Raw genomic sequence first — 18,487 nt, 5'->3', positions numbered from 1 at the left:
CATGGCCAGGGATTACGTCCGGCGCAGCAAGCCCAAAAGCAAGAGCAACAGCCGCCCCGCCCGGGGTGGCAGTCGCAACCGCGCGCCACAGCGACGCATTCCCTGGCTGGCCATCATACTGGTACTGCTGCTGGCCGGTGCCCTGGGCTACCTGATTTCTCTCGTCAAGGGTTCCGCCGGGCAGCATCGTCCGGAAGCTCCCCCGACGGTCACCCACACCCAGGCACCGCCGGCTCCGGTCAATCCCATCGATCAGAAGCCGGTGGAGAAGTGGCGCTATATCGAGCAGCTGGAAAACAAGGAAGTAGTGGTCCATGTGCCCGAAGCCGAAGAATCGACCCAACCCTACCTGATGCAATGCGGCTCTTTCCGCTCCGCCGCCCAGGCCGAGCAGCTCAAGGCCCGCATCGCCTTTCAGGGGCTGGAAGCTCAGGTGCGCCGCAGCACCGGCAGCAACGGTGTCTGGTATCGGGTTATTCTGGGCCCCTACGACAGCAAGCGGCTGGCCGAAACCCATAAACACAAGCTGCTGCGTTCCAACGTCAACCATTGTGCAATCTGGCTCTGGGAGGGTTGATCTCTCCCCCTGCCGTCCCCATTTCTGTGATCATGACATTTCTGCCAGCCAGGCTGGCTACACAGTCAAGTGAGGTTCACAGTGACAACGATCGTTTCAGTTCGCCGTAACGGCAAAGTAGTTATCGGCGGCGATGGCCAGGTTTCCCTGGGCAACACCGTCATGAAAGGCAATGCCCGCAAGGTACACCGCCTGTTTAACGGCAAGGTACTGGCCGGTTTTGCCGGTGGTACCGCCGACGCCTTTACCCTGCTGGAACGTTTTGAAGCCAAACTGCAGGCCCACCAGGGTAATCTGGAACGTGCCGCCGTGGCACTGGCCAAAGACTGGCGGACCGACCGCTCCCTGCGCCGGCTCGAAGCCCTGCTGGCGGTAGCCGACGACAAGAAATCCTTCATCATCACCGGCAACGGTGACGTGGTACAGCCCGAGCAGGATTTGATCGCCATCGGCTCCGGCGGCTCCTTCGCCCAGTCCGCCGCCCGCGCCCTGCTGGAAAACACCGAGCTCGAAGCCCACGACATCGTCGAGAAGGCCCTGACCATTGCAGGCGATATCTGCGTCTACACCAATGGCAACCAGACCATCGAAGAGCTGGATTACAGTCACTGATTTGCTTTTGGGCAAAGCCACGACTCTGCCCGCACCACAGGATTTGATTATGTCTGACATGACCCCAAGAGAAATTGTCCACGAGCTGGACCGCCACATCGTCGGCCAGTCAGCCGCCAAACGTGCCGTGGCCATCGCCCTGCGCAACCGCTGGCGCCGGATGCAGCTCACCCCCGATCTGCGCCAGGAAGTCACCCCCAAGAATATTCTGATGATCGGTCCGACCGGGGTCGGCAAGACCGAAATCGCCCGTCGCCTGGCCAAGCTGGCCAACGCTCCCTTCATCAAGGTGGAAGCGACCAAGTTCACCGAAGTCGGCTACGTAGGGAAGGAAGTGGATACCATCATCCGCGATCTGACCGATATCGCCATGAAGATGACCCGCGAACAGCAAATGGAAAAGTTCCGTCACCGCGCCGAAGAAGCGGCGGAAGAACGGGTGCTGGACGCCCTGCTGCCCAACCCGCGCAACACCTGGGGTGAGGAAGAAAAGGCCGACAACAGCAACAGCCGCCAGATTTTCCGCAAGAAACTGCGCGAAGGTCAGCTCGACGATAAAGAAATTGAAATCAATGTCTCGGCCCCGCAGATGGGGGTGGAGATCATGGCACCTCCCGGCATGGAAGAAATGACCAACCAGCTGCAGGGCATGTTCCAGAATCTATCCGGCAACACCAGCAAACAGCGCAAGATGAAAATCAAGGACGCCATCAAGCTGCTGGTCGAGGAAGAAGCCGCCAAGCTGCTGAACCCGGAAGAACTGAAAGAGCAGGCCATCCACGCGGTGGAAAACCAGGGCATCGTCTTCATCGACGAGTTCGACAAAATCTGCAAGCGCGGCGAAAGCTCGGGCCCCGACGTGTCCCGCGAAGGGGTACAGCGGGACCTGTTGCCGCTGATTGAAGGCAGCACCGTCAACACCAAGCACGGCATGGTGCGCACCGACCACATGCTGTTCATCGCCTCCGGCGCCTTCCAGGTGGCCAGACCCTCGGATCTGATCCCCGAGCTGCAGGGTCGTCTGCCGATCCGGGTCGAGCTGGACTCGCTGAATACCGATGACTTCGAGCGTATTCTCACCGAGCCCAACGCCTCGCTCACCGAGCAGTACAAGGCGCTGCTGGCGACCGAGAACGTGACCGTCGACTTCACCAAGGCCGGCATCCGCCGCCTGGCCGAAGCCGCCTGGCGCGTGAACGAAACCACCGAAAACATCGGTGCCCGCCGGCTGCATACCATCATGGAGCGACTGCTGGACGAGCTGTCCTTCGAAGCTTCCGACAAGTCCGGTGACTCCATTCTGGTGGACGAAGAGTATGTGGATCGTTACCTCAAGAACCTGGTCGAAGACGAAGATCTGAGCCGCTTTATCCTTTAACCTGCCATGCTGACGGGAGCGGTCACACGATTGTGATTGAAAACCGCTCCCGCCTCTTTATACTGAAGTTACCTTGTTTCCAGATGTGGCTGATTCCATGGAATACAATACTTCTGAATTATGCGATACCTATATTGATATGGTGGACGTGGTCGAACCCATGTTCTCCAGTTTTGGCGGCCGTAGCTCCTTTGGCGGCACCGTTTCCACCATCAAGTGTTTTGAGTCCAACGGCCTCATCATGGCGGCGGTGAAAGAAAACGGCGCAGGCCGGGTGTTGCTGATCGACGGCGGCGGTTCGCTGCGTCGGGCGCTGATCGATGCCGACATCGCCGAAACCGCGGCAGAAAACGGCTGGGAAGGTATTGTCTGCTATGGCTGTGTCCGCGAAGTGGATGCGCTGGAAGATCTCGATATCGGCATTCAGGCACTGGCCTCCATTCCGGTCGGCGCCGATGATAACGAGATTGGCGAGCTGGAGATCCCGGTCAATTTCGGTGGCGTAACCTTCCTGCCGGCAGATCATCTCTATGCCGACACCACCGGCATTATCCTGTCTCCCGAGCCTCTGGATATCGACTGACCATACTGGATACAAAAAGGCCAGCCCTGGGGCTGGCCTTTTTTATGCTGCTGTCTCCATCACCGACGGAAAGAGCAGATAACGCCGGCCTCGCCGGCATCATGACTCAGGCGCTTTCTTCAACCTGATCGATTTTGCCCAGCAGGACCCGCAAGCGCTCCTGCCAGGTTTCATGCTGTTGTTTCAGCTGCTGATTTTCATCGCCCAGCTGACTGTTCTGCTCTTTCAGCTCATCCACTTCCATTTGCAGCAGGGAAATGGTGTCCACTGCCGTCTGGATTTTGGCTTCCAGTTTTTCCAATACATCAAAAGACATGCACTCACCCCTAAACAACGGTTATCCGGCCCGCAGGCCCCTCGGCAATCGAGGATACCGCGGCCACTTCAAGACGACAAGCGGCCCCGTGTCTCCCGACGCCGTTTACGGTTAATTTATATCGTCTGCGTCAACAAAAGTCTCAGATATTCTGGCTCATATCCAGCGACGGTTTGTCGGAACCCGGCCGGCCGACAATTCTGGCGGGTACGCCCGCCACCGTGGTGTGCGCCGGGACCGGCTCCAGCACCACGCTGCCGGCACCAATCTTGGCCCCGCACCCCACCTCGATATTGCCCAGGATCTTGGCGCCGGCACCGATCATGACCCCTTCCCGGATCTTGGGATGGCGGTCGCCACCTTCCTTGCCGGTGCCCCCCAGGGTGACGTTTTGCAGGATGGAAACATCGTCTTCGATCACCGCGGTTTCGCCCACCACTATGCCGGTGGCATGGTCGAACATGATGCCCTTGCCGATACGGGCGGCCGGATGAACATCCACCCCGAATACCACCGAAATCTGATTTTGCAGGTAGGTGGCCAGCGAACGACGGCCATGGCGCCACAGCCAGTTGGAGATGCGATACCCCTGCAGGGCATGAAAGCCTTTCAGATAGAGCAGCGGGGTGGAAAACAGCTCCACCGCCGGATCCCGTTCCTGCACCGCGCAAATGTCCATGGCAACCATATCCAGCAGCGCCGGTTCTTCATTCAGCGCCACTTCTATCACTTCCCGCAGGCTGATCGCCGGCATCACCGAACTTTCCAGCTTGTTGGCCAGAATAAAGCTCAGGGCACATTTCAGGGTGTCATGATTCAGGATGGTCGAGTAATAAAAACTGCCGAGCATCGGCTCTTCCGCAATCATCCGCTGGGCTTCTTCGCGGATGCGCAACCAGGTGCTGGATTGAATGCCGTCTTCCATGGGTTAAACCTTGTTCTCTATAAATTGATGTTCGCTCATATCCTGGGAATGGGCCTCTCGGGGCACAACCGAGATCGGGTCCATATGAATAATAACGTCGGTGTCGGGAAACAGCTTGTGCAGTTCCCGCTCTGCTTTGTCGGCGATACGGTGGGCGCGTACCAGTGGCAACTGATCGTCAAGCTCCAGATGAAGCTGTATAAACCGGGTCTGGCCCGACTGCCTGGTGCGTAATTCATGCAGTCCGTATACCCCGTCCACCGCCAGACAGGTATCAATAATGCGCTTTTGCTCTTCTTCCGGCAACCGCCGGTCGAGCAGCATCTGTACCGCATCATACCCGATTTTCAACGCGCCCCTGAGGATGTAAGCCCCGATCAGCAGCGCAAACACCGCATCGGCCCAGTGCCAGCCGGCCCAGGCCAGCACGATGGCCAGTAATACCCCGACATTGAGCAGAATATCCGAACGATAGTGCAGCTGGTCGGCGCGAATCGCCACCGATGCGGTGCGCTTGATCACATAACTCTGAAACATCACCAGCCCGATGGTCAGTACCAGCGAGAACAGCATCACCCAGACCCCCAAGGCGGCATGGGTCACTTCCTGGGCATTAGCCAACCGGGAAATACCGTTGATGATCAGGAAGATGGCCGAACCACTGATGAAGGCAGACTGCGCCAGCCCGGCCAGGGATTCCGCCTTGCCATGGCCGAAACGATGATCCTTGTCCGCCGGTACCAGCGCATAACGGATGGCCATCAGGTTGATAAGCGACGCGCTGATATCGAGCAGCGAATCGGTGAGCGAGGCCAGCATGCTGGCCGAGCCGGTGTAAAACCAGGCCAGCAACTTGGCCAGTATCATCAGCCCGGCCACCACGGTGGCGGCCACCGCCGCCGTGGTGACCAGACGAGAATAAGAAGTCGATTCTGTCATGTATCCGCCGCCCAATGGAATTTGTCCCAGTATACCTGCGTCCGCCGACAATGGTGACGCCGATACACGATCATCACCGGTAATGGCTTCACTGCGCGCCGGCAAAGTCCTGCTGACGCCAGGCCTCGTAACTGATGATGGCCACCGCATTGGACAGGTTCAGGCTGCGGCTGTCCGGTTGCATGGGAATGCGAATCCGCTGCTCCGGCGCCACTGCCGCCAGCACCTCGTCCGGCAGGCCCCGGGTTTCGGGCCCGAACAGCAACACATCGCCCGGCTGATAAGCGGGTTGGTGATGGGGCCGGCTGCCCTTGGTGGTACAGGCAAACAGTCGCTGCCCCGCCACCGCCTGCAAAAACGCCGGGTAATCATGATGCACGCTGATGCGGCCAAAATCGGCATAATCCAGACCGGCCCGGCGCAGCTTTTTTTCTTCCAGGCTGAAGCCGAGCGGTTCAATCAGGTGCAGACGGCAGCCGTTGTTGCGTACCAGGCGCATGATGTTGCCGGTGTTGGGTGCTATCTCCGGCTCGTAAAGTGCAATATCAAACATCGTTGGTTTCTCTTGTAACGTCGTCGTGGCCGACGAAGCCCTGCCGGGCTTCCAGTCGCCACCAGGCCCAGCCCAGAGTCAGCCCCCGAGCCAGCATAAAACACAGCATGGCCAGCCAGAGGCCATGGTTGCCCCACCCCTGCGCCAGCCACCACACCGGAAAAAACACCCCGGCGGTAGACAACAGCATCATGTCACGCATTTCCCGCCCCCGGGTGGTACCGATAAAGATACCATCGAGAATAAAGCACCAGCAGGCGGCCAGCGGCATCAGCACCAGCCAGGGCAGATACTGGCTGGCCTGGCTACGCACGGCAGCAATATCGGTGATCAGGCCAATCAGGGGCTCACCCGCCAGGGCGAAGACCAGAGTGAACAACACCGCCACCACCCCGCCCCAGAACAGATTCAGCCCGCAGGCCAGTCTGAAGCCGGCCCGGTTTCGCTCCCCCACCGCCTTGCCCACCATGGCCTCGACCGCATAGGCGAAACCGTCCAGCCCGAAGGAGATGAACATCAGAAAGTTCATCAGCACCGCATTGGCGGCCAGCACCTCGTCACCCAGACGAGCCCCCTGAAAGGTCATGAAGGCGAAGGTGAGCTGCAGACAGAGCGCACGAATGAAAATATCCCGGTTCAACCCCAGCAACTGCTTGAAGGCGGCCAGGTGCAGCGTTCGCTGCCAGAAACCGGGCACCGGCCTGCTGTCCCGCGCCTGCAGGGTTTTCCATACCAGCCAGGCACCCAGTGCCATGGCCAGATAATCCGCCAGCACCGAGGCCGCCGCCGCCCCCTTGACCTGCCAGCCCAGCCCCAGCACAAACCAGATATCGAGCAGGATATTGGCGCCGTTGCCTAGGATCAGCAGCAGCATGGGGGCCCGCGCATTCTGATTGCCCAGCAACCAGCCCAGCAATACCAGATTGGTCAGCGCCGCCGGTGCGCTCCAGATCCGGATCATCACATAGTCACGGCCATGGTGCTGCACTTCGCTACTGCCCCCGACCAGCCAGAACGCCAGATCCATCAGCGGTTGCTGCGCCAGCAGTATCATCAGCGCCAGTCCCCAGGCCAGCAACAGGCCGCGTGCCAGCACCTGCAGCAAGCGCTCGCCATCACCGGCGCCCACCGCCTGGGCGGCCAGGCCGGTGGTCGACATGCGCAGAAAACCGAGCAACCAGAAGGTCAGGCTGATGATGGTGGCGCCCACCGCCACCCCGCCCAGATAATAAGCATGCTCCAGATGACCGATGACGATGGTGTCCACCAGGCCGAGCAACGGCACGGTAATATTGGACAGCACCATGGGCAGGGCCAGCGCAAATACCTGACGGTGACGGGCCCGGTCAAGAAAAGATGACCACATAAAAACTCTTACATTTGATGGTGAGGTGTGAAAGGGGTTATTCGTTCATTCGCCCCAGCGGGCTACGATGCGGGAAAAATCCTTCACCAGCACGGCGCCATCGACCAGCGGCACCGGATTTTGCTCGTCGAAGCCGGGCCGGAAGGAGGCATGCAACTGTCCTGCGGGATTGACTAAAGCGATGGAGGCGGAGTGATCGACCAGATAGTTGGCTTGGTCCCGTTCGAAGATACCGTAAATCAGCCCCAGCTGCTGCACCGCCGGTGTCAGCCGTTCATGCTCGGCGGTGGCCGCCACAAAATCGGAGTTAAAGTAGCCGGTATAGGCCTTCAGCCGCTCGGGGGTATCGCGGGCGGGATCCGCCGAGATGAACACCACCTGTACCTTGTCGCTCAGCCGCGTCAGCTCGGGGTAGACTCGCGCGAGATCCGACAGGGTGGTGGGACAGATATCAGGGCAGTGGGTATAGCCGACGAACACCAGGCTCCAGTGTCCGAGCAGGTCCTGCCCGGTGAATGGCTGGCCGTTGGCGTCGGTCAGTTCAAAGGCCTCGAGTGGCCGTGGAGCGGGATAAAGCACCACCGCCTCGGTCAGGCTGTTGTTCCGGTCCGCATACCAGATCCCGCCACCCAGGCTGCCCGCCACCACCAGGCAACCGCCAGTATCCCTGCCCATCTGCTTGTCTTAGCCATAATCTATCCAGTGGTCCGCCAGTATAAGGACAAAAAGCCACATTAAATGGCTGATTGAAAAGCGGAAACATTGTAGTGCGGTTTGTGGCTCAGGTCTAAACTTCAACCGCCAGGCCCACTGGATAAAACGCAGATTGAGCAGCGTCGCTCCCACCAGATAGAGCATGCCGGACATGCCGACTATCCAGGGCAGCAGACACACCAGCGTCAGCAGCAGGGTATAGAGCAACACACAGGTCTTGCTGAACTCGATGCCGTGGGTCACCGGCAACATGGGAATTTCCGCCTTGGCGTAGTCATCGCGTCGATGAATGGCCAGCGCCCAGAAGTGCGGCGGAGTCCAGGCGAAGATGATCATCACCAGCAGCAGCGCATGACCGTGAAACTCGCCGGTCACTGCCGTCCAGCCCAGCAGCGGCGGCATGGCCCCGGCCAGACCGCCAATCACGATATTCTGCGGTGTCGCTCGCTTCAGCCATACCGTATATACCACCGCATAGCCCAGCAAAGAGGCCAGCGTCAGCCAGGCGGTGAGCGCATTGACCCACAGCAGCAGTATCGCCAGCCCCGCCGCCGACAGGGCAAAGGCGAAGGCCAGTGCCGCCCCGCTTTGCACCCGGCCCTGGGCCACGGGTCTGTGATAGGTCCGCGCCATCTTGATATCGATGCGCCGGTCCAGCACATGGTTGATGGCCGCCGCTCCCCCCGCCATCAGACCGATACCCAGGGTCGCAGCCAGTACCCGCCACGGTCCCGGCAGGGTATCGGTCAGAAACATGCCTACCACTGCGGTCAGCAGGATCAGGGCCACTACCTTGGGTTTGGTGAGGGCAAAATAATCCCGCCAGCTTAATGTCTGGCGTCCGGACAACAGCGCGCTTCTAGCCATACAGCCTCCATCGGGTCTTCCCCGTCAATGTCCATTGGTTGCGGCAACGAGATCCTGCATAAGAACCGGATGAGCCCTGGCCTGCCACAGCCGTATACCGGTTCCCGTCAGTATCAGCAGCAGCAGGGCGGCCCCGGCGTTGTGGGCCACCGCCACCGCCAGCGGCAAATGCAGCACCACATTGGCCACACCCAGCGCCAGCTGCAGCGAGAGTCCCAGCGCCAGCCATACTCCCCAATGACGTAGCGCCGGCTGGCGCCACAGTCGCCAGGCCAGCCTCAGCAAGGCCAGGGCGGTGACCATGGCCCAGAGTCGGTGTGCCACATGAATGGTGACCCGCTCATCCTGACTGAGCACCCCGTACTGGTAGTTTTGTGCCGGCACCCCGTGGGGATGAAAGGCACTCCACTGCCACTGACTCGGCCAGTCGCCCTGGCACACCGGCAATTCGAGGCAGGCCATGGCCGCGTAGTTGGCGGCGGTCCAGCCGCCCAGTGAGATTTGTAGCAACAAGGCACCCAATGCCAGCAGAAAGCAGCCGCCCAGTCCCGAACCACGATAGGGCAACCGAGGAGAACGGGTTTTACAGAGCAACAGAAACAGCAACGCCAGTATGGTGAAGCCCCCCAGCAGATGCCCCATCACCACGAAGGGCAGCAGGTTGAGGGTCACCGTCAGCATGCCGAGGGTTGCCTGACCACACACCAGCGCCAGCAGCCCCCAGGCAAAGCCCCGGTAGGCCCGCTGGGCAGCACGCAGCGACCAGAGCGCCATCAGCAGAATGGTGACTCCCAGGGTACCGGCCGCATAGCGATGCACCATCTCGTTGCGGGCCTTGGTGACTTCCAGAGGGCTGTCGGGGAAGCGCAGCGCCGCCGCATCATGCTCCTGCGCCGAGCTGGGCACATAATGGAAGCCATAGCAGCCCGGCCAGTCGGGGCAGCCCAGCCCCGCATCGGTCAGCCGGGTATAGGCTCCCAGCACCACCACCACCAACGTCAGCCCGAAGGCGAAAAGACAGAGTCGACGCATGGCTTCCTCCTATCCGGCCCGGGAAAATTTGAGCAGGCGACGCAGATCACTGAGCAACGCCTTGCCGGTCATCCGATCGGTAACCTCATCGCCGCTCAGGGGATACCGCAGGATCAGCATGCCCGGCGGATCGGCGATGTACACAAAACCCGCTTCCAGAGTGCTGCCGGCCGGCAGTGTCACCACCGACACCCGGGTGCTGTCCCGGCCCAGGGCGGTGTCGATATTTTCCAGCAGAGGCGCTGCCTGTTGGCAGAACGAGCAGTCGCCGGTGACCGGCAAGACCAGCCGCCACTGACTATTTTGGCCGATCTGCCCCTGGACCCACTCCCCGTGCGCCTTGACCCCGGGGGTGAACCAGCCCTGGGTCAGAATGAGCCAGGCCAGCGCCACCGGCAGCAGAAAGACACCCAGCAGGGCCGCTATCGTTTTACGGGTTTTATGCTTCATCTCGCCTCCGATAAAACCACCCGGCGGCGATCCAGACCGCCAGCGTCATGGCAAACCACTGCGCCGCATAGCCGATGTGCCGTTCCGGCCCCATCACCACCGGCTGCCAGTCGTCGGCGCCGAGTTTCAACACGAAGGGCAGTACCGGCTGGCCCCAGATCCGCTCCAGATGAGATTGCTCCAGGCTCACCACGCTGGGATGATGGGGGTCAAAGGGGACCTCGCCCAGAGACAAGGGGGGGACATAGAGGCGAATGATGTTGCCGGACAGCTGCACCGGGTCTTCATGCACGGGCACCCGGGGCAGCTTGCGCCGATCCGGGTCCGCCGGCCACCAGCCGGCGTCCACCGCCAGCAGACCGTAGCGGGTTTGCAGTGGCAGTATCAGCCGATACCCCACCCGGCCCGCATTCATCTGGTTATCGAGAAACAGATCTCCCCCGGCCAGATAGACACCGCTCGCTTCCAGCCGGTAGCCGAAGGGGGACGACATTGCCAGCGCCTCATTCAGCGCCAGCCCGATATCCCGCCGTTGCTGCCATTCCTGCAACAACAGCCGCTTCTCGTCGGCCCGGGACAACTGCCACACGCCCATGGTCATCATCAGCAGGGTCATCAGTGCCGTCAGCGCCAACAAGCCCCCGCTTTTTCCTATACTCAACATCCAGTCTCTCCAGGAACGCATCCATGCTGTTCAAGCTACTGATTGTATTGCTGCTGTTTTGTATGATTGGCAACCTGATGCTGGGGCTCGGGGCCATGCTGTCCCGGCGGGATCCGCAACTGATGAGTCGCTACATCGGCCGCCGCCTGTGGTTCGCCGTGATCATTCTGCTGCTGTTGATCCTGGCCCTGGCCACCGGCCTGCTGGTGCCCAACGCCACCCCGGGATAAGGGTTCCATAAGAACCTTTACAGAATATAGACAAACACAAACAGACAGAGCCAGACCACGTCCACAAAATGCCAGTACCAGCTACTGGCCTGAAAACCGAAGTGCTGGGCCGGGGTAAAATGCCCCTTGCGTACCCGCAGCCACATGACGAACAGCATCAGGGTACCCAGGGTCACGTGAGCACCGTGAAAGCCGGTGAGCAGAAAGAAGGTATTGCCGTAGATACCGGAGTCCAGCCGCAGTCCCAGCTCCGCATAGGCATGCACATATTCCCATACCTGCAATGCCAGGAAGGTCAGGCCCAGCAGCACGGTCAGTCCCAGCCATTGCTTGAGCCGCGGGCGTCGCTCCTGCAACAGGGCCAGGTGGGCCAGATGGGCGGTCACCGAGGACGTTAGCAGAATAATGGTGTTGATCAGCGGCAGGCCAAGCCAGCCCATGGCGGTGGTTTCGATGCCACCCGGGGTCTGCAGCAGAGGCCAGCTGGCGCTGAAATCCGGCCACAGCACGGCGTTGGTCATGGCGTTGTTGCCGGCCCCGCCCAGCCAGGGCACGGCCAGTATCCGGGCATAGAACAGGGCGCCGAAGAAGGCACCGAAGAACATCACCTCGGAGAAGATAAACCAGCTCATGCCCTGGCGGAAAGAACGGTCCATCTGGTCGCTATAGAGCCCGGAATGGGACTCGTCAATCACGTTACCGAACCAGCCGAACAGCATTACCGTCATCACCAGGGTGCCGGCGGCAAACACCACAGGACCGGCAATGCCCGCGATACCCGCCGCCCAGAGCCCGGCGCCGGTGGCCAGCAGGAACAACCCCAGGGCGCCCACTATCGGCCAGGGACTCTGGGCCGGTACATAGTATTGCTGAGTCTTGACCGCCATGATCGTCTCCTTAAGCTCAGCTGCCCGCGGCAGCCTGCTCGCTGATGTCGTAAAGGGTGTAGGACAGGGTGAAGACCTCGATGTCCGCCGGCAGCGCCTGATCCACATAGAAACGCATCGGCATCACCGCCTCGGCCCGGGCCGCGATGGGCTGTTCCTGAAAACAGAAACATTCGGTCTTGCGCAGGTAGCCCGCCGCCAGCCCCGGCGACACCGAGGGAATGGCTCTCAGTACCCGGGCATCAGACCCGGGATTGCTGACGGTGAAGTCCACCTGGTGCATCTCGCCCGGGCGCACCTGCAACCGGCGTACTGAAGGGGTGAAGTCTCCCTGCAATCCGCTGCTCTGATAGGTGACGAACTCCACCGTCACCAGCCGCTGTTGGTCCACCAGCCGGGATTCTACCGCGGCACTGGTGGCGGTTTTGCCGTTGAGCCCGGTAATGTCGCAGAAGACGTCATACAGCGGCACTAGCGCAAAACCGAACCCGAACATGGCCACCGCCAGTAGGCCCAGCCGGACCGCTATCTTGTTACCGTGAGCCATTGCCTTCTATCTCCGGTGGCGTGCTGAAGGTGTGGTAAGGCGCCGGTGACGGCACCGTCCATTCCAGACCATCGGCTCCTTCCCAGGGGCTGGCCGAAGCCGGCTCCCCGCCACGCATGCACCTGATCAGCACCACCACGAAGATCAGCTGGGACAGCCCGAAGGCGAAGCCGCCGATACTGACCAGGGCGTTGATGTCGGCAAACTGCAGCGAATAGTCGGGAATACGGCGGGGCATGCCGCCGAGGCCAAGAAAATGCATGGGGAAGAACAGCACGTTGACCGACACCACCGAGCACCAGAAGTGCCACTTGGCCAGCCGCTCGTTGAACATGTGACCAGTCCATTTGGGCAGCCAGTAGTACACCGCCGCCAGTACCGAGAAGATGGCACCGGTGACCAGCACGTAATGAAAGTGAGCCACCACGAAATAGGTATCGTGGTACTGGAAGTCGGCCGGGGTAATGGCCAGCATCAGGCCGCTGAAGCCGCCGATGGTGAACAGCACGATAAAGGCCAGGGCGAACAACATGGGCACTTCGAAGCTGAGCGAACCCCGCCACATGGTAGCCACCCAGTTGAACACCTTGACCCCGGTCGGCACCGAAATCAGCATGGTGCAGTACATGAAGAACAGCTCGGCCGCCACCGGCATGCCCACGGTAAACATGTGGTGCGCCCACACCAGAAAGCTCAGGCCCGCGATGGAGGCGGTGGCGTACACCATGGAGGCATAGCCGAACAGCGGCTTGCGACTGAAGGTGGGAATGATGGCGGAAATGATGCCGAAACTCGGCAATATCATGATGTAAACTTCGGGATGACCAAAGAACCAGAAAATATGCTGGAACATCACCGGGTCGCCGCCACCGGCGGCCTCGAAGAAGCTGGTGCCGAAGTACTTGTCGGTCAGCACCATGGTCACCGCACCCGCCAGCACCGGCATCACCGCGATCAGCAGAAAGGCGGTGATCAGCCAGGTCCAGCAGAACAGCGGCAGTTTCATCCAGGTCATGCCCGGCGCCCTAAGGTTCCATATGGTAACGATCACGTTAATCGCCCCCATGATGGAGCTGATACCCATGATATGAACGGCGAACACAAACAGCGCGGTGCTGTCGGGTGAATAGGTGGTGGACAGCGGCGCGTAGAAGGTCCAGCCGAAGTTGGGCCCGCCGCCGGGCATGAACAGCGAGCTCAGCATCAGCACGAAGGCGAAGGGCAGTATCCAGAAGCTCCAGTTGTTCATCCGCGGCAGTGCCATGTCCGGCGCGCCTATCATCATCGGGATCATCCAGTTGGCGAGGCCGACAAAGGACGGCATCACGGCGCCGAAAATCATCACCAGGCCGTGCATGGTGGTCATCTGGTTGAAGAAGTTCGGCTCCACCAGCTGCAGGCCGGGCTGGAACAACTCGGCCCGGATCACCATGGCCATGCCGCCACCCACAAAGAACATGGTCAGGCTGAACAGCAGATACATGGTGCCGATGTCTTTATGGTTGGTGGTGAACAGCCAGCGGCTGAAGCCTCTGGCCGGGCCGTGATGAGCCTCCTGGTGGCCCAGATGTTCGTCGGCAATGTCCGCCGTTCTGTTTAACTGTGTCATCCCTGCCCCCTATTGTCCCTGCCTGGCCTGATGGATATCGCCGGGTTGCACCAGATCGCCGGTGTCATTCCCCCAGGCATTACGCTCATAGGTGATCACCGCGGCCAGCTCTTTCAGCGCCAGCTGCTTGTCGAAACTCTGCATGGCGGTGCCGGCCTTGCCGTACAGCACGATATCGATATGGGCGGCCCTGTCGTTGAGGACCAGCTCACTGCCCTTGAGTGCCGGAAAGGCGCCGGGAATACCTTCACCATTGGCCTGGTGACAGGCGGCGCAACTGCGCTGATAAACCTGCTCACCCAGCTGCATCAATTCATCCCGGGTCATCTCCATTGCCACCAGTTCCTGCTCGGCGGCCCGGGCTGCGGCCTGCTCGGCCCGGATATTGGCCAGCCAGCCGTCGAACTCCTCTGGCGTTCGGGCGTCCACCACTATCGGCATGAAACCGTGATCCTTGCCGCACAGCTCGGCACACTGACCACGATAGAGTCCGGGCTGGTTGATACGGGTCCAGGCCTCGTTGATAAAGCCGGGAATGGCGTCTTTCTTCACCGCAAAGGCCGGCATCCACCAGGAATGGATAACGTCATCGGAGGTGATCAGGAAACGGATTTTGCGATCGGTCGGCAGCACCAGCGGATGATCGACTTCGAGCAGGTAATTTTTTCCCTTGGTCACGCGGCCTTCGATTTGCTGGGGCAAGGTAGCCAGCAGGCTGTAGAACTCGACGCCTTCATCGAAATAACGATAGTGCCATTTCCACTGAGAGCCGGTGACCTGCACCGTGAGATCGGACTGAGAGCTGTCCTCCATCGCCACCAGGGTGCGAGTGGCCGGCACCGCCATGGCAATCAGGATCACGAAAGGGATAAGGGTCCAGAGGATTTCGACCTTGGTGCTTTCATGAAATTGCGCCGCCCGGGCGCCTTTGGATTTTCGATGATGAATAATGGCCCAGAACATGACTCCGAACAGCAGCAGGCCAATCACCGCACAGATAATCAGTATGGTCATATGCAGGCCATACACCTTCTGGCTGATGTCGGTGACCCCTTCGGTCATATTCAGACGAGCTTGCGCCCTTGCAGGCAGCGTTGCCAGCAGGGACAACAGCAAAATAATCGGCTTCACACGCACCCCCAAAAGTTCTTCCTGTATTTTTGGTGCACTCGCATAACGAGTCAGTGCTTGTCGGGCGACCGCGTCCTTCTGCCCGGCACTCACTAAGTAAAGCACTGATAATGAAAAAGTAAAAAATTGAAGTAAAAAAGGAAGTTAGAACTCACCGGAGGGATAGAACAAAGGGCCTGCTCTGCCGACACGCTGTGGATATATCCATGTACACTCTCCGTTTCATCCCTGAAACGGGAGGTCGGCACAGCAGCTTCCTTGTTCTCCTTGATGCTGCTGAGTCGCCTGTTGGCACTTTTTCGGGCTACTCGGAGTACAGGGGGACTGTGTTGCCTCTGGGGGGCAAATCAGAATTTTAATCAGATGATTAATGTAATTGGCATAAGAGAGGCGGGGCAGATGAACCACCCCGGAGTGCGTTGTTCAGAACAAGGGAAAATCAGAAGTCGGCGTTGCGGATTACACCGACGGCAAGTCCTTCGATGGTCAGCTCCTGACTGCGCAGGTCTACCTCAATGGGAGAAAGTTCCTCGTTTTCGGGTAACAGACTGACCTTGCTGCCCTGGCGCTGAAAGCGTTTGACCGTCACTTCATCGTCCAGCCGGGCCACCACCACCTGACCGTTGCGGACTTCCTGGGTCTTGTGCACTGCCAGCAGGTCGCCGTCCATGATGCCGATATTCTTCATACTCATGCCCTTTACGCGCAGCAGAAAATCGGCCGAAGGATGGAACAGGGACGGATCCAGCTTGTAATGGCTCTCGATATGCTGCTGGGCCAGAATGGGCTCACCGGCGGCGACACGTCCGATCAGCGGTAACCCCAGTTCCTCTTCTTCTTCCTCGGCCAGACGAATACCGCGAGAGGTGCCGGGCATCATGGTGATCACGCCTTTCTTGGCCAGCGCCTTGAGATGTTCTTCGGCTGCGTTGGCCGATTTAAAACCCAGCGTCTGGGCAATTTCGGCACGGGTCGGCGGCATGCCGGTCTGCTGAATATGCTCTTTGATGATATCCAGTACCTGAGACTGGCGAGGCGTAAGGGCTTTCATAATGGACCTGTTTTTTTATACAGTTAACTGTCAGTATATCCAGTAAATCCGGCAGGGCAAGCATAAAGTCGGTAACGCCCTGTCCTCGCCCTTGCCACCGTTAAAGCAAGCTCAGCACCAAACCGGCAAACACCAGCATGCCCACATAGTTGTTGTTGAGGAAGGCGCCGAAGCAGGCCATCCGCTCCCGGTCGCGGATCAGGCGCTGCTGATAGACAAACAGGCCGGCGGCGCCCAGCAATCCCCAGTAGAACAGCGGCCCCAGGGCAAACTGCTGACCGGCGGCCACCAGCAAGATCAAGGTCAGCAACTGCAGCAGACCGACTATCAGCTTGTCGCGGCGACCAAACAGGATGGCGGTCGACTTGACCCCGATACGCAGATCGTCATCTCTGTCCACCATGGCATACATGGTGTCGTAGGCGATGGTCCAGGTCAGGTTGGCGGCAAACAGCAGCCAAAGCCCCGGTGGCAGGCTGTTACTCTGGGCGGCAAAGGCCATGGGAATGGCCCAGGAAAAGGCGATGCCGAGAAACAGCTGCGGCAGGTTGGTGTAACGCTTCATGAAGGGATAGAGCGCGGCCCAGCCCAGACCTGCCACCGCCAGCTTGATGGTCAGGGCGTTGGTGGTCAGCACCAGCAGGAAGGAAACCCCCACCAGCAGCGCAAAAAAGCCCAGCGCCTGCCGCTCGGTCAGCTCGCCACTTGGCAACGGCCGGCCTTGAGTACGCTTGACGTGGCCGTCGATATGGCGGTCCGCATAATCGTTGATAACACAACCGGCGGAGCGCATCGAGAAGACCCCGGCCACAAACACCAGTAACAGCCAGAATGAAGGGTGACCATCGCCGGCGATCCAGAGTGCCCACAGGGTGGGCCACAGCAGCAACAAGGTACCGATGGGCTTGTCGAGTCGGGCCAACGCCATATAAGCGCGCCAGCGGGGACGGGATGCAGTTGTCGTCATGATTCTCTCTACTTTCGGTAAGCCTGAGCCGCAGGCAAAAACAATTCGGTCACCAGCACCCCGGCCTGGCCGGTGGCCAGCAGTGAACGCCGGGCCCAGGGCAAGGAGGCGCCAGCCTCCTGCGCTATCTGCTGAGAAAGGTCCTGCTGTTGGGCCAGTTGCCGCCACTGCGGTTCCGTCAGCCGGGCAAATTCGAACTCGCTGCGCACCAGCCGGGGATCTTCAAACAGCAGTTCACCCAGCGCGCGCTGGCCCAGTCCGGCCAGGGCCGGGACCGCATCCAGGGTCGAGGGAGAATATAATGAGCTGGCATAAACCCAGGGCTGCTCGTCGCAGAGCAGCAACACCTCGCGGCAAAAAGCCCGTTCGGCACCAATCCAGGCGGCCTGGGCCGGGGTCAGCGCCATGGTGGCGGTGGTGCTCTGTAACTGGACCCGGAACTGTCGGCAATGACGGCGCAGTCGTTCGGTCAGAGAGCCGGTATCCTGCAGCCAGCTGCACAACGGCATCCGGGACGGCGGTAATTCCGGCCCCCAGTGCCAGGCATGATCGACGGTGTTAGTCACTGCTACTTCCTGAAATGGCAAAACACATACTCGAATCGCTGCTTGTTGCTGAAAAACACGTATTCACTTGACCGGCCACCGCTTTGTTTAAACAATACTCTGTTCATTCAGACAGAAAGGCTTACGATGCTCCGCTTTATCGCACTCTGTATCCTGTTGACCGCCGGTCAGCTTCGGGCTCAGGAGACGGCTCCCGAGGGGCCCTTATACTACACCATGACACCGGACATTATTACCAACTACCAGAATTCGGGCCAGGCTCTGGGTTATATCCGGGTATCCATCGATTTGATGCTGAAAAGTGCCGACCAAATGGCGCTGGTGGAGCAGCATATGCCGTTGCTGCGGGATGCCATCAACAACCTGCTGGCCGAGCAAAACCAGCAGGAAATCCGTTCGCTGCCGGTACGCAACGAACTGGCCAGCGAAGGACAGCAGCGGCTCAACGATTTATTGCTGAAAGAAACCGGTCAGGCCCCCATCCATCGCCTGCTGTTTACCAACTTCCTGTATCAGTAAACAT

General features: G+C 59.9%; 23 protein-coding genes. 6 read left to right on the top strand and 17 right to left on the bottom strand.

Features of this window, described 5'->3' with window-relative positions; translation table 11 throughout:
• The first annotated feature begins 1 nt into the window (after position 1).
• From BFR47_RS08635 to rraA, 4 genes are all read left to right on the top strand, one after another.
• The gene (locus BFR47_RS08635; protein ID WP_071472684.1) at positions 2 to 577 is read left to right on the top strand and encodes an SPOR domain-containing protein; all 576 of its coding nucleotides are present in this window, start codon (positions 2 to 4) and stop codon (positions 575 to 577) included.
• 81 nt (positions 578 to 658) lie between these two features.
• The gene (gene hslV, locus BFR47_RS08630; RefSeq protein ID WP_071472683.1) at positions 659 to 1,189 is read left to right on the top strand and encodes an ATP-dependent protease subunit HslV; all 531 of its coding nucleotides are present in this window, start codon (positions 659 to 661) and stop codon (positions 1,187 to 1,189) included.
• A 49-nt stretch (positions 1,190 to 1,238) separates the two neighbouring features.
• On the top strand, positions 1,239 to 2,567 hold the full coding sequence (hslU, locus tag BFR47_RS08625; protein ID WP_071472682.1) for an ATP-dependent protease ATPase subunit HslU: 1,329 nt from the start codon (positions 1,239 to 1,241) through the stop codon (positions 2,565 to 2,567).
• A 97-nt stretch (positions 2,568 to 2,664) separates the two neighbouring features.
• Entirely contained in the window at positions 2,665 to 3,150 is a 486-nt protein-coding gene (rraA, locus tag BFR47_RS08620; protein WP_071472681.1) for a ribonuclease E activity regulator RraA, read from the top strand.
• 106 nt (positions 3,151 to 3,256) lie between these two features.
• On the opposite strand, the gene BFR47_RS08615 is transcribed toward rraA, so the two are convergent.
• The 10 genes from BFR47_RS08615 to BFR47_RS08570 all read right to left on the bottom strand — a co-directional run bounded on the left by BFR47_RS08615 (position 3,257) and on the right by BFR47_RS08570 (position 10,976).
• Entirely contained in the window at positions 3,257 to 3,466 is a 210-nt protein-coding gene (locus BFR47_RS08615) for a cell division protein ZapB (protein ID WP_071472680.1), read from the bottom strand.
• Positions 3,467 to 3,608: 142 nt separating this feature from the next.
• Positions 3,609 to 4,391 carry a serine O-acetyltransferase gene (cysE, locus tag BFR47_RS08610; RefSeq protein ID WP_071472679.1) on the bottom strand — a complete coding sequence of 261 codons (783 nt, stop codon included), beginning with the start codon at positions 4,389 to 4,391 and terminating at the stop codon, positions 3,609 to 3,611.
• 3 nt (positions 4,392 to 4,394) lie between these two features.
• Entirely contained in the window at positions 4,395 to 5,330 is a 936-nt protein-coding gene (gene fieF / locus BFR47_RS08605) for a cation efflux pump FieF (RefSeq protein WP_071472678.1), read from the bottom strand.
• 88 nt (positions 5,331 to 5,418) lie between these two features.
• Positions 5,419 to 5,883: a tRNA (cytidine(34)-2'-O)-methyltransferase gene (locus tag BFR47_RS08600; RefSeq protein WP_071472677.1), complete on the bottom strand. Its 465-nt coding sequence runs from the start codon at positions 5,881 to 5,883 to the stop codon at positions 5,419 to 5,421.
• On the bottom strand, positions 5,876 to 7,249 hold the full coding sequence (dinF, locus tag BFR47_RS08595; protein WP_071472676.1) for an MATE family efflux transporter DinF: 1,374 nt from the start codon (positions 7,247 to 7,249) through the stop codon (positions 5,876 to 5,878). The genes BFR47_RS08600 and dinF overlap by 8 nt, the downstream gene beginning before the upstream one ends.
• A 45-nt stretch (positions 7,250 to 7,294) precedes the next feature.
• On the bottom strand, positions 7,295 to 7,924 hold the full coding sequence (locus BFR47_RS08590; protein WP_071472675.1) for an SCO family protein: 630 nt from the start codon (positions 7,922 to 7,924) through the stop codon (positions 7,295 to 7,297).
• Between the two features lie 9 nt (positions 7,925 to 7,933).
• A complete protein-coding gene (gene cyoE, locus BFR47_RS08585) occupies positions 7,934 to 8,830 on the bottom strand; it encodes a heme o synthase (RefSeq protein ID WP_071472674.1) in 897 nt (298 codons plus the stop codon).
• A 24-nt stretch (positions 8,831 to 8,854) separates the two neighbouring features.
• Positions 8,855 to 9,862 (bottom strand): COX15/CtaA family protein, encoded by a 1,008-nt coding sequence (locus BFR47_RS08580; protein WP_071472673.1) that lies wholly within the window; start codon positions 9,860 to 9,862, stop codon positions 8,855 to 8,857.
• Between the two features lie 9 nt (positions 9,863 to 9,871).
• Positions 9,872 to 10,312 (bottom strand): hypothetical protein, encoded by a 441-nt coding sequence (locus BFR47_RS08575; RefSeq protein WP_071472672.1) that lies wholly within the window; start codon positions 10,310 to 10,312, stop codon positions 9,872 to 9,874.
• Positions 10,302 to 10,976, bottom strand: a complete 675-nt coding sequence (locus tag BFR47_RS08570) for an SURF1 family protein (protein WP_245748861.1) — start codon at positions 10,974 to 10,976, stop codon at positions 10,302 to 10,304. Before BFR47_RS08570 ends, BFR47_RS08575 begins: the two co-directional genes overlap by 11 nt.
• Positions 10,977 to 10,999: 23 nt before the next feature.
• Between BFR47_RS08570 and BFR47_RS08565 the strand changes: the two genes are divergently transcribed.
• A complete protein-coding gene (locus BFR47_RS08565; protein WP_071472671.1) occupies positions 11,000 to 11,206 on the top strand; it encodes a DUF2909 family protein in 207 nt (68 codons plus the stop codon).
• A 17-nt stretch (positions 11,207 to 11,223) separates the two neighbouring features.
• Here BFR47_RS08565 and BFR47_RS08560 read toward each other — a convergent pair whose 3' ends face one another.
• From BFR47_RS08560 to BFR47_RS08530, 7 genes are all read right to left on the bottom strand, one after another.
• The gene (locus BFR47_RS08560; RefSeq protein ID WP_071472670.1) at positions 11,224 to 12,093 is read right to left on the bottom strand and encodes a cytochrome c oxidase subunit 3; all 870 of its coding nucleotides are present in this window, start codon (positions 12,091 to 12,093) and stop codon (positions 11,224 to 11,226) included.
• A gap of 16 nt (positions 12,094 to 12,109) precedes the next feature.
• Positions 12,110 to 12,640 carry a cytochrome c oxidase assembly protein gene (locus BFR47_RS08555; RefSeq protein ID WP_071472669.1) on the bottom strand — a complete coding sequence of 177 codons (531 nt, stop codon included), beginning with the start codon at positions 12,638 to 12,640 and terminating at the stop codon, positions 12,110 to 12,112.
• The gene (ctaD, locus tag BFR47_RS08550; RefSeq protein ID WP_071472668.1) at positions 12,627 to 14,249 is read right to left on the bottom strand and encodes a cytochrome c oxidase subunit I; all 1,623 of its coding nucleotides are present in this window, start codon (positions 14,247 to 14,249) and stop codon (positions 12,627 to 12,629) included. Before ctaD ends, BFR47_RS08555 begins: the two co-directional genes overlap by 14 nt.
• A gap of 9 nt (positions 14,250 to 14,258) precedes the next feature.
• A complete protein-coding gene (gene coxB / locus BFR47_RS08545; protein ID WP_342713627.1) occupies positions 14,259 to 15,380 on the bottom strand; it encodes a cytochrome c oxidase subunit II in 1,122 nt (373 codons plus the stop codon).
• 439 nt (positions 15,381 to 15,819) lie between these two features.
• Entirely contained in the window at positions 15,820 to 16,431 is a 612-nt protein-coding gene (gene lexA / locus BFR47_RS08540; protein ID WP_071472667.1) for a transcriptional repressor LexA, read from the bottom strand.
• Between the two features lie 100 nt (positions 16,432 to 16,531).
• On the bottom strand, positions 16,532 to 17,398 hold the full coding sequence (ubiA, locus tag BFR47_RS08535; protein ID WP_071472666.1) for a 4-hydroxybenzoate octaprenyltransferase: 867 nt from the start codon (positions 17,396 to 17,398) through the stop codon (positions 16,532 to 16,534).
• A gap of 8 nt (positions 17,399 to 17,406) precedes the next feature.
• Positions 17,407 to 17,964: a chorismate--pyruvate lyase family protein gene (locus BFR47_RS08530; protein ID WP_245748860.1), complete on the bottom strand. Its 558-nt coding sequence runs from the start codon at positions 17,962 to 17,964 to the stop codon at positions 17,407 to 17,409.
• 126 nt (positions 17,965 to 18,090) lie between these two features.
• Here BFR47_RS08530 and BFR47_RS08525 point away from each other — a divergent pair, with 126 nt between their 5' ends.
• Complete coding sequence (locus BFR47_RS08525) at positions 18,091 to 18,483, top strand: flagellar basal body-associated FliL family protein (RefSeq protein WP_071472665.1); 393 nt, start codon at positions 18,091 to 18,093, stop codon at positions 18,481 to 18,483.
• The last annotated feature ends 4 nt before the right edge of the window (positions 18,484 to 18,487 follow it).

The organism is Oceanisphaera psychrotolerans (assembly GCF_001870485.1).
Classification (GTDB): Bacteria; Pseudomonadota; Gammaproteobacteria; order Enterobacterales; family Aeromonadaceae; genus Oceanimonas; species Oceanimonas psychrotolerans.
The sequence above is the reverse complement of the archived record's forward strand: the minus strand, read 5'-3'. Positions and strand labels throughout refer to the sequence as shown.

What these genes read in the sequence shown, in the direction of transcription:
- BFR47_RS08635 (WP_071472684.1), top strand. Translation starts at nt 2, where the DNA reads ATGGCCAGGGATTACGTCCGGCGCAGCAAGCCCAAAAGCAAGAGCAAC.
- BFR47_RS08575 (WP_071472672.1), bottom strand. Translation starts at nt 10,312, where the DNA reads ATGAAGCATAAAACCCGTAAAACGATAGCGGCCCTGCTGGGTGTCTTT.
- BFR47_RS08565 (WP_071472671.1), top strand. Translation starts at nt 11,000, where the DNA reads ATGCTGTTCAAGCTACTGATTGTATTGCTGCTGTTTTGTATGATTGGC.
- rraA (WP_071472681.1), top strand. Translation starts at nt 2,665, where the DNA reads ATGGAATACAATACTTCTGAATTATGCGATACCTATATTGATATGGTG.
- BFR47_RS08600 (WP_071472677.1), bottom strand. Translation starts at nt 5,883, where the DNA reads ATGTTTGATATTGCACTTTACGAGCCGGAGATAGCACCCAACACCGGC.
- BFR47_RS08560 (WP_071472670.1), bottom strand. Translation starts at nt 12,093, where the DNA reads ATGGCGGTCAAGACTCAGCAATACTATGTACCGGCCCAGAGTCCCTGG.
- cysE (WP_071472679.1), bottom strand. Translation starts at nt 4,391, where the DNA reads ATGGAAGACGGCATTCAATCCAGCACCTGGTTGCGCATCCGCGAAGAA.
- BFR47_RS08525 (WP_071472665.1), top strand. Translation starts at nt 18,091, where the DNA reads ATGCTCCGCTTTATCGCACTCTGTATCCTGTTGACCGCCGGTCAGCTT.
- BFR47_RS08555 (WP_071472669.1), bottom strand. Translation starts at nt 12,640, where the DNA reads ATGGCTCACGGTAACAAGATAGCGGTCCGGCTGGGCCTACTGGCGGTG.
- BFR47_RS08570 (WP_245748861.1), bottom strand. Translation starts at nt 10,976, where the DNA reads ATGTTGAGTATAGGAAAAAGCGGGGGCTTGTTGGCGCTGACGGCACTG.
- hslU (WP_071472682.1), top strand. Translation starts at nt 1,239, where the DNA reads ATGTCTGACATGACCCCAAGAGAAATTGTCCACGAGCTGGACCGCCAC.
- fieF (WP_071472678.1), bottom strand. Translation starts at nt 5,330, where the DNA reads ATGACAGAATCGACTTCTTATTCTCGTCTGGTCACCACGGCGGCGGTG.
- cyoE (WP_071472674.1), bottom strand. Translation starts at nt 8,830, where the DNA reads ATGGCTAGAAGCGCGCTGTTGTCCGGACGCCAGACATTAAGCTGGCGG.
- BFR47_RS08580 (WP_071472673.1), bottom strand. Translation starts at nt 9,862, where the DNA reads ATGCGTCGACTCTGTCTTTTCGCCTTCGGGCTGACGTTGGTGGTGGTG.
- ctaD (WP_071472668.1), bottom strand. Translation starts at nt 14,249, where the DNA reads ATGACACAGTTAAACAGAACGGCGGACATTGCCGACGAACATCTGGGC.
- BFR47_RS08615 (WP_071472680.1), bottom strand. Translation starts at nt 3,466, where the DNA reads ATGTCTTTTGATGTATTGGAAAAACTGGAAGCCAAAATCCAGACGGCA.
- dinF (WP_071472676.1), bottom strand. Translation starts at nt 7,249, where the DNA reads ATGTGGTCATCTTTTCTTGACCGGGCCCGTCACCGTCAGGTATTTGCG.
- lexA (WP_071472667.1), bottom strand. Translation starts at nt 16,431, where the DNA reads ATGAAAGCCCTTACGCCTCGCCAGTCTCAGGTACTGGATATCATCAAA.
- ubiA (WP_071472666.1), bottom strand. Translation starts at nt 17,398, where the DNA reads ATGACGACAACTGCATCCCGTCCCCGCTGGCGCGCTTATATGGCGTTG.
- BFR47_RS08590 (WP_071472675.1), bottom strand. Translation starts at nt 7,924, where the DNA reads ATGGGCAGGGATACTGGCGGTTGCCTGGTGGTGGCGGGCAGCCTGGGT.